This window comes from uncultured Ellagibacter sp., from assembly GCF_934636505.1.
Classification (GTDB): domain Bacteria; phylum Actinomycetota; class Coriobacteriia; order Coriobacteriales; family Eggerthellaceae; genus Ellagibacter.
Genome location: NZ_CAKUAL010000072.1, coordinates 1 through 9542 on the forward strand (window position 1 = coordinate 1; position 9542 = coordinate 9542).

A 9542-nucleotide genomic window follows, 5' to 3' on the forward strand; every position below is an offset into this window, starting at 1 on the left:
TTTTTAGCCAGATCGATGTTCATGCGGCGGCGCGTCGACTCGACGCGCCACGCGACCCACTCGCGCAGGATTTCGCGCACGCCCATGACGCGCGGGTAGCCGTCGACAAGCACATTGAAGTTGCATGCGAACGAATCCTGCAGCGTGGTGGAGCGGAACAGCTTCGCCATGAGCTGCTCGGGGTCGACGCCCCTTTTCAGGTCGATCGCGATGCGGAGGCCGGAAAGGTCGGTCTCGTCGCGGATGTCGGCGATCTCGCGCACCTTGCCCTCTTTGGAAAGCTTCACGATGCGCTCGATGATGACGTCAGTCTTGGTCGTGTACGGAATCTCGTACACCTCGATGATGCGCTCGTCGGGCAGGTAGCGCCAGCGCGAGCGAATCTGGAAGCTGCCGGTACCCGTGTTGACGATGCGCTCCATCTCCTCGCGGCGGTAGATGATCTCGCCACCGGTGGAGAAATCGGGCGCTGGCATGTATTCGAGCAGGTCGCAGTCGGGGTCGCGAAGGAAATGCATCGTTGCGGTGCACACCTCGTTCAGGTTGAACCCGCAAATATCTGACGCCATCGCGACGCCGATGCCCTTGTTCGCCGACACAAGGATGTTGGGGAACGTGGTGGGCAGAAGGCGCGGCTCCTTCATAGCGCCGTCGTAGCTGTCGACGAAGTCCACCGGATCCTTGTCGATATCCTTGAAGATCTCGGCGCAGATCGGCGAGAGCTTGGCTTCGGTGTAACGCGAAGCCGCATAGCTCAAATCGCCGGAATAGTACTTGCCGAAGTTGCCCTTGGACTCGACAAAGGGTGCCAGCAGCGCCTCGTTGCCCGTGGCGAGGCGGACCATGGTCTCGTAGATGGCAGCATCGCCATGCGGGTTGAGCTTCATCGTCTGGCCGACGATGTTTGCGCTCTTCTGGCGCGCGCCGTTCAAAAGGCCCATCTTGTACATGGTGTAGAGCAGCTTGCGGTGCGATGGCTTGAAGCCATCGATTTCCGGGAACGCGCGCGACACATTGGTGCTCATGGCGTAGGGCATGTAGTTCTGCTCGAGCGTCTGGGTGATGGGTTGCTCTGTAACCTCGGAATGCAGGCCTATTACGTTGGGATTGTCGACATGCTTTTTCTTCGGTGCGGTTTTGGTCTTCTTCTTTGCCACGGTCTCCCCTTGGTGCGTGTGTCGGGCTCCTCTATCGAACCGCAAAGGCGGTCCGGTTGGTTTTCAAACAGCGTTACTGCAGGTCGAGCTGGTCGAGGTATTCCTTGCCATGCTCGGCGATATGCCGTTTTCGGCCCTCGTCGTCGTTGCCGAGCAGAAGGTTGAACATGCTCTCCATGATGGTGACGTCCTCAGGCTCCACCTTGATCAAGCGCCGCGTTTCGGGGTTCATGGTGGTGAGCCACATCATGTCGGGGTCGTTCTCGCCAAGACCCTTCGAACGGTTGATCGAGCACTTCTGGTCGCCGATTTCCTTCAGAATGTTGTTCTTCTCGAGCTCGGTGTAGGCGAAGTAGGTCTTCTCCTTGCAGTTGATCTCGTAGAGCGGCGACTCAGCGATGTAGACGTAGCCCTCGTCGATAAGCGTCGGCACGAGCCGGTAGAGCATCGTGAGAATGAGCGTGCGAATATGGTAGCCGTCGACGTCGGCGTCCGTGCAGATAATGACCTTGCTCCAGTTGAGGTTTTCCAAATCGAAGGTGCCGAGGTTCTTCATGCGCTTGTCTTTAACCTCGACGCCGCAGCCCAAGACGCGCAGCAAATCCATGATGATGTCTGACTTGAAGATGCGCGGGTAGTCTTCCTTGAGGCAGTTGAGGATCTTGCCTCGAACAGGCATAACACCCTGGAACTCGGCATCGCGAGACGTGCGGATGGCACCTGCCGCCGAGTCGCCCTCCACGATGTAAATCTCGCGGCGGCCCTTGTCCTTCGAGCGGCAATCGATGAACTTCTGCACGCGATTGGCCATGTCGGTCTTCTGCTGCAGGTTGGTCTTGATGCTCTGGCGGGTTTTCTCCGCGTTCTCGCGCGAGCGCTTGTTGATGAGCACCTGATCGACGATTTTGCCCGCATCGTCTTTGTTCTCGATGAGGTAGGTCGTGAGGCGCTCCTTGAAAAACGCCGTCATTGCCTGCTGGATAAAGCGGTTGTTGATGGCCTTCTTCGTCTGGTTCTCATAGGAGGTCTGCGTCGAGAAGCAGTTCGTCACGAGCACGAGGCAGTCCTGCACGTCCTGCCATTTGATAGCGGACTCGTTTTTGGTGTACTTGTCCTGCGACTTGATATAGGCATCAAGTGCGCTGGTCAGAGCGCTGCGGGCGGCCTTTTCGGGCGAACCGCCGTTTTCGAGCCACGACGAGTTGTGGTAGTACTCCTGCATCTGGAAGGTACGGGAGAAGCACAGGCACGCAGTGATCTTGACGTTGTAGTCGGGCAGGTCGTCGCGATCGCGGCCACGGCGATCGGCCTGGATGAAGAAGGGCTCGGTCAGATACTCGGAGCCTACCTTTTCGAGAACGTAGTCCTCGATGCCCTTGGGATAGCAGAAATCTTCCTCCGTGAAACCCTCAGGTCCCTCGAGGCGCAAACGGAAGGTGACATTGGCGTTGACGACCGCCTGGCGACGCATGGTCTCGCGATACCACTCGGCAGGAATGTCGATAGACGTGAAAACCTCAAGGTCGGGACGCCATTTGATGGTGGTGCCCGTCCGTTTCTCGGCAGAAGGCTCAACCTCGAGCGCCTTCTTTTTGGCGCCGACGACCTTGCCCTTCTTGAAATGCAGGGAGTACTTGTTGCCGTCGCGCCATACGGTGACGTCCATGTATTCAGAGGCGTACTGCGTGGCGCACGAGCCCAAGCCGTTGGTGCCGAGCGAGAAGTCGTAGTCGCCGCCCTGATTGTTGTTGTACTTGCCGCCTGCATACAGCTCGCAGAAGACGAGTTCCCAGTTGAAGCGCTTTTCCGTGGGGTTCCAGTCAAGCGGACAGCCGCGGCCGTGGTCCTCGACCTGAATCGAGCCGTCGGCAAACGCGGTCAGCGCGATGAGGTCGCCATAGCCCTGGCGCGCCTCGTCGACCGAGTTGGACAGGATCTCGAAGGCGGCGTGCGCGCAGCCGTCGAGGCCGTCGGAGCCGAAGATGACCGCGGGGCGCAGACGGACGCGCTCCTCGTCTTTCAGCTGGCGAATGCTGTCGTTGCCGTAATCGGCCGTGGTGTTTGCCATTCTCGCTCTTTCGATGATAGTGTTTCCTCTTGCGCAGCTTCCAAACCCTTTAGGGCAAAGCTGCCTTCCCGCTCGATGCGCGGCGCGAAGGGCGCGACGCTGGTGGCGGGTCTTGTGGGCCAGACTCTGCTGGCGCGATGCACAATGACCGACTTTACCACATGCCGCGCCCGCAACATGACGAGGACACAGCAAATTCATCGGACATACGTTCGTGTATGGCGGTTTGCGCGTATAGGTTCAGAGTATCGAGCTTGCTCGCCCCAGCGTGGAGCAAAAGCCGCCATCGTAGGCGCGTTACCCCAGGTAGAAACCCTAAACAACAGGAGCGCCCGACCTTTTGGCAACATCGCCTCGAGACCGGGCGCCCACAGAAGCGCGCTTAGACGCAGGGAACCGAACGCTTACAGGCTGAACGACCACACGTTCTTGAAGTCAAGCGTGCCCGAAAGCTTCTCGAGCAGCTGATCGTCCACCTTGCCCTCGACGTTCATGTACACGAGCGCCGTCTTCTCGGAGGGCTTCGTGCCGATCTGCATCGTCGTGATGTTCACACCCTCGTTGCCGAGCAACGTGCCGATCGCGCCGATGCGGCCGGGGGCGTCAACGTACTCGAACACGAGCGATTGCTTGGCAGGCGCGATGTCGATCTTGTAATCGAGCAGCGACATGATGCGCGGGCGCTGCATCGAGCCGAAGAGCGTCGCACCGACTTCGACCCCGTCGGCGACGACCTTCACGGCCGACGCGTACTCGTCAGCGTCGGCGATCGAGGCGGTGTCCACCTTGATGCCATGGCGCACGGCGACCGACTCCACGTTCACCGGCGTGACCGACCCCGCGCGGCGATAGGCTAAGATGCCGTCGAGCGCGCCTGCGACCAGGATGGACGCGTCCGCGTTCGCGATTGTTCCCGCCGCTTCGACGCGCAGCGTCTTGGGGATGCACCCCAGAATCTGCGCCAGGATGCGGCCCATCATCTGGCAGGCGGGGACGTAGGGGCCCACCGCGTCCATCATCTCAGGCGGCACGAGCGTCATGTTGAGCGCCGTGGGGACGATGGAGCCCTCAAGCCCGCTCGAGACGTACTCCGCGATCTGCACGCCGGCGCGCACCTGCGCCTCGTGGGTGGAAGCGCCCAGGTGAGGCGTCAAGAGCACGTTGTCGAACTCGTGCAGGGGGCTGCCCGTGCAGGGCTCTTCCTCGAACATGTCGATTCCCGCAGCGAAGATCTTGCCCGCGGCAACGAAATCGGAGAGGGACTTCACGTTGTAGATGCCGCCGCGCGCCGCGTTTATCAGCACGACGCCGTCCTTCATGGCCGCGAATTCTTCGGGACCGAACATGCCGATGGTCTCGGGCGTCTTCGGCAGATGCACGGTGATGAAGTCGGCGCGCGCGAGCACGTCTTCCACGCGCTCGAAAAGCTCAACACCCAGCTGGTCGGCGCGCTCGGGGCTGCAATACGGGTCGTGCCCGATAATCTTCATACCGAAGGCGCGCGCTCGCTCGGCCACAAGCCCGCCGATACGGCCCAAGCCGAAGATGGCGAGCGTCTTCTCGTAGAGCTCCTTGCCCAAAAACTTCGAGCGCTCCCACTTGCCCTCGTGCATGCTCGCGTTCGCCTGGGGAAGCTGGCGCGCGCAGGCGAGCATGAGCGCCATGGTATGCTCCGCTGCGCTCATGATGTTCGAGGTCGGGGCGTTGCACACGATGACGCCGCGCTCGGTCGCCGCGTCAAGGTCGATCGTGTCGACGCCCACGCCCGCACGCCCGATGATCTTCAGGTTCTCCGCGGCCTCGATGACCCGGCGCGTCACCGGCGTCGCCGAGCGCACGACGATCGCATCATAGGGGGCGATCTGCGCCGCGAGCTCGTCTTCGGTCAGGTCGAGCTTCACGTCGACGTCGTAGCCCTTATCGCGCAGGACGTCGATGCCCTCCTTCGCGATCCGATCGGCTACGAGAACCTTCTTGTGCGTCATGGCGAATTCCCTTCTCAGACAAGGCCGCTTATCGCGCGCTCGATTCGCAAATTCGACCGCGAGGGAGCGCTCCCCCGCGGCCGAATTCGTTTCCGTCAGTACAACTATACGGCTTTATGCGTTGTTTTTCTCGAACTCTTTCATGAACGCGACCAAAGCCTCGACGCCCTCACGCGGCATCGCGTTGTAAATGCTCGCGCGCATGCCGCCCACGCTGCGATGGCCCTTCAGGCTTTCGAGCCCGCGCGCCTTCGCCTCGGCGATGAACTTCGTGTCCAAATCGGCATCGCCCGTGATGAAGGGAACGTTCATAAGCGAACGGAATTCCTTTTGCGCCGTGCCGCTGAAGAGCTTCGACTGGTCGAGGTAGTCGTAGAGCAGCGCCGCCTTCTCCTGGTTGCGCTTCTGCATAGCTTCAAGTCCGCCCTGCTCTTTGAGCCATTTGAAGACAAGCCCGCAGACGTAGATGCCGTAGGCGGGCGGCGTGTTCGACAGGCTGCCGGCGTCGGCTTGCGTCTTGTAGCGCATGATGGTGGGCGTGAAAGGCAACACGTCCTCGCGAATAAGGTCGTCGCGCACAATGACGATGACCACACCAGCAGGACCGACGTTTTTCTGCACGCCGCCGTAGATGAGGCCGTACTTGGAGACGTCGACAGGTTCGGAGAGGAACATTGAGGAGACGTCGGAGACAAGCGGGATATCGCCCGTCTCGGGAAGGTGAGTGTAACGCGTGCCGTAGACCGTCTCGTTCTGGCAGATGTAGACGTAGTCGGCGTCGGGCGAGAAGGTGGCGCTGTCGAAATCGGGAACGCGCGTGAAGTTCTCGTCCTCGGAGGAAGCGACAAGGTTCGCGGTGCCGTAGAGCTTCGCTTCCTTGAAGGCCTTCTTCGACCAGTTACCCGACACGATGTAATCGGCAACCTTGTTGCGCATGAGGTTCATAGGAATTGCCGCAAACTGCTGCGTGGCGCCGCCCTGCAAAAAGAGGACGCGGTAATTGTCGGGGATGGACATGAGATCGCGGATGTCCTGCTCTGCGGTCTCGATAATGCCCTCGAACGTCGCCGAGCGATGGGACATCTCCATGACCGACATGCCGGACCCGTTGTAATCGAGCATCTCCGCCGCCGCGGTCTTCAAGACCTCCTCGGGAAGCATTGCGGGGCCTGCAGAAAAGTTGAACACCCTACCCATAAGCGCGCTCCTTAAATCGCGAGAGTCTGATATATGCTTTATTCTACTAAAGCGCTCAAGCGAAGGGCCCGAAACGCTCGAACGTTCAGCCGCGCGGGCGCGCATCGTCGGCAGAAGGGTTTACGCGCCTGGGTGGGACACCTTGGCCCGAAGATGCACGCTGCATCCCTTTTCAGGGCCGTGTGGCGCAAAGAATGAATGTGAATTCCTTGTATAATTTCACGTTAAGGAAACCCAGCACGCCACACCTTAGACGTGCCGACATTTGGCGAGAAGGCGCCTTGAAAGGAGGACGCATGGAAAACGCGATCACGAGAAGAGACGCGCTCAAGCTCGGAGCCGCCGCGACGACGGTCATCGTGTCGGGAGGCGCACTGGCCATGCTCGCAGGCTGCGAGGCGAAAAGCACGGCGGACTCCCCCTACCATGCCGCGCCCACCCCAAGCGAGACGAGCTTTCGCGTGGAAGACGGGAAGTGGTTTTCCGACCAGACGGAGGAAACCAAACAGGGAATCGCGTTCACCGGCTCGAAGCTCGGCATCGTCCCGAGCGGCGATGGCGAAACACTCGCCATCGCCTACTGCGACGCCGACGGCGTGAAGCAGGTCATGCAGATCGGGCCCGCGAACGCGCCCGTGCGCGTGCACGGCGACATCGAGATGCTCGCCGCAGACGACATCGCGTCCCGCTACGTGGTTTTAGTCGACGAAGACGCGACGATCGACGCGCTTTTCTTGGGCGGAATCGACCGCGCGGAAGTCTCGGGCAGCATAGCATCGCTTATCGTCGTGGGAAAGGCCGATGCCGAGCTTCACCCCGAATCATCGGTGCAATCGGTGATCATGGGTGATAGCCGCGCGGACGTGCACGTGAACGCAGGCGCACTCGTGAGCGAGGTGTACGCGCCCTACGCAGAGCAGGTCGAGTTCGAATCCGTCCCCTGCGCCATTCACACCGTCGACGCCGATTACGCGTCGCAGGCGAACAAGGCCTTCGTGCGGGTGTTGACGGGCCAGGGAACCGAAGACGAACGCACCTTCGTTTTGGGCCTGTGCGCAGACCTTGAGCTTCCCCCCGTCGTTGTCGAGGCGGCGGATGCTTCGAAGACGAGCGCCGCCGCCTTCCCTGTTTCATTAGGTCCCGAAAAGGCATATGCGGACGAAGCCGGCGCGGCAATCGCGGATTCCGCCAAGGGCAGCCAGGCGGACACCGCCACCGACAGCGATGCCGATATCACCTTCTCCGACAAGCCCGAGCTCACAAGCGACGACCCCGAATGGAACCGCCTTGAGGACTTCCAGCCCGACCCCGACGCTCCCATCGACGAGAACTGCATCGAGCTTCCCACCGACGAGGAGCTAGCGGCCGCGAACCAAGGCGCCGAAAACGACATCCCCTTCGTCCAGGGCGACATCGATACCATCTTGAAAGGCGTTGCCAACCTCGCGCTCAACAAGACCGTTACCTACGCCACGAATACGCTCCTATCTGTAGTTTTCGGCTCGAACAACGGCGTCGAGCGCGCCCTTGGCGAGATCAACGCGCGACTCGACAACATCGAGCGTGAAATCCAAGCCGTGTACACGGCGATTCAGGAAGCCGAGCTCTGCTCGATGATCAACGAACTGATCAAAACGTATTTCCGCAACACGACCGATTTGGTGGACTTCATCGAGAAGTTCAACCGTGATTACATGAAGGATTTCCAGGAGGGAACCGACGACTACATCGCCGCGCGCAAACGGGTCGCCATGTACCTTGCGACAGCAACCTCCGCCGAAAACCCCAGGCTTACCGTCGACGGGAAGACCGTCGTCGCCTACGCCATCGATTACTGCAGCGCGCTTTTGGCAGAGCAGGTCGGCGTCGCGCTGAACCCACTCGAGGCATACTTCAAGTTATCCCTGCTCAAAAGCCCGTGGGAGCAAAATACCATTGCGGGTCGAGTGGGCTTTCAGGATGAGGTTGTCAACAAGTTCGGGCTTTTGTGCGGATACGCCGCCTTCGCGCTGAGGGGATACATGGACCACCTTGTCGATGATGTCACGCTATCCGACGAGAAGAGAAAAGTCGAAATCAGTCAATGCGTCGCGAGCTGGGAGCAGCTCTTCGGAACCGACGCGGCGAACGCAATCGCCAACGATTACGAGGTGGCAAACGAGTTCAGCCGCATCCGCGCAACAAGGGACAACGCAAGCAACAACGAGGAAGGCTACGCCACACGCGCATCCCGCCTGATCGAGAGTTACAAGGTGGTTCCGCATGCGGATAAGTGGCGCCACTTCATGGTGCCCGGCAAGGAAGTCACGCTCATGACGCAAGCGGCCGTCCTCAAGGTGAACAAGAGCACGGGAGCAAACCAGCCTCAGCTCACCGTGAGCAGCGATGCCCATCTTGTGGCGGATATTGACAGCTTCCGAAAGATCTACGACTACTATGGCGGGAAAAAAACACTGCACCAAATACTCTTCGCGCAGGACGAGGCCAGCATCGCGCTCCCTGACGCTGGCAAGAAGGAAGACTACAGCTTCTCAGTCTCCGGCGTCGAGCCTAAGGCAGACCGCTACATCAAGTCGAAGGGCGCCATCGAGCACAGCCAGTACTACACGCCCGTCGTCTCGGGAAAGATGAAGCTCAGCCAGAGGAACTACTACAACTACGACAACAACCGCGGCTCAAAGACCGAGAAATACTTCGACATCACGCTGCTCGGCGTCTACGAGAAACTATCCTTCGAGGATTAAAGCGCTTTTGCCCAAGCGCAAGCGGGGCTCGCTTACACCGAGCGGGCCCCGCTTAATTCAATCAACTTGTACCGAACTACTGCTCGTCGGACTTGATCCAGGAGAACATGCCGCGAATCTTGGCACCGGTGGTCTCGATGAGGTGGTTGTTGATCGCCTCGCGATGCTCGATAAGCCACTTGTGGTCGTTCTCGCAATCGGCAACGAATTCCTTCGCGAACTCACCGTTCTGGATGCGCTTCAAGATGAGCTTCATGGCCTCGCGAGATTCCTCGTTGATGACCTTCGGGCCGGCGTAGTACTCGCCGTACTCAGCGGTGTTGGAGATGGAGTAGTTCATGAAGTGGATGCCGGACTCGTACATCAGGTCGACGATCATCTTCATCTCGTG

At 60.0% G+C, this 9542-nt stretch carries 5 protein-coding genes and 1 pseudogene; 1 reads left to right on the top strand and 5 read right to left on the bottom strand.

The features are described 5' to 3' along the window. From Q0G18_RS07905 to serC, 4 genes are all read right to left on the bottom strand, one after another. The coding region (locus Q0G18_RS07905; protein ID WP_297151716.1) for a DNA gyrase subunit A at nt 1-1157 on the bottom strand (1157 nt) is incomplete at its 3' end. 73 nt (nt 1158-1230) lie between these two features. Then, nucleotides 1231-3225, bottom strand: a complete 1995-nt coding sequence (locus Q0G18_RS07910) for a toprim domain-containing protein (RefSeq protein ID WP_297151719.1) — start codon at nt 3223-3225, stop codon at nt 1231-1233. Between the two features lie 404 nt (nt 3226-3629). Then, nucleotides 3630-5210 (bottom strand): phosphoglycerate dehydrogenase, encoded by a 1581-nt coding sequence (gene serA, locus Q0G18_RS07915; protein WP_297151723.1) that lies wholly within the window; start codon nt 5208-5210, stop codon nt 3630-3632. 114 nt (nt 5211-5324) lie between these two features. Beyond that, a complete protein-coding gene (serC, locus tag Q0G18_RS07920) occupies nt 5325-6407 on the bottom strand; it encodes a 3-phosphoserine/phosphohydroxythreonine transaminase (protein WP_297151727.1) in 1083 nt (360 codons plus the stop codon). 296 nt (nt 6408-6703) lie between these two features. On the opposite strand from serC, the gene Q0G18_RS07925 reads away from it, so the two are divergent. Beyond that, nucleotides 6704-9151: a hypothetical protein gene (locus Q0G18_RS07925; protein ID WP_297151731.1), complete on the top strand. Its 2448-nt coding sequence runs from the start codon at nt 6704-6706 to the stop codon at nt 9149-9151. A 76-nt stretch (nt 9152-9227) separates the two neighbouring features. Here the strand turns inward: Q0G18_RS07925 and Q0G18_RS07930 are convergent. Continuing rightward, a pseudogene (locus Q0G18_RS07930) lies at nt 9228-9542 on the bottom strand (ketol-acid reductoisomerase); the annotation flags it as partial.

What these genes read in the sequence shown, in the direction of transcription:
- serC (WP_297151727.1), bottom strand. Translation starts at nt 6,407, where the DNA reads ATGGGTAGGGTGTTCAACTTTTCTGCAGGCCCCGCAATGCTTCCCGAG.
- serA (WP_297151723.1), bottom strand. Translation starts at nt 5,210, where the DNA reads ATGACGCACAAGAAGGTTCTCGTAGCCGATCGGATCGCGAAGGAGGGC.
- Q0G18_RS07910 (WP_297151719.1), bottom strand. Translation starts at nt 3,225, where the DNA reads ATGGCAAACACCACGGCCGATTACGGCAACGACAGCATTCGCCAGCTG.
- Q0G18_RS07925 (WP_297151731.1), top strand. Translation starts at nt 6,704, where the DNA reads ATGGAAAACGCGATCACGAGAAGAGACGCGCTCAAGCTCGGAGCCGCC.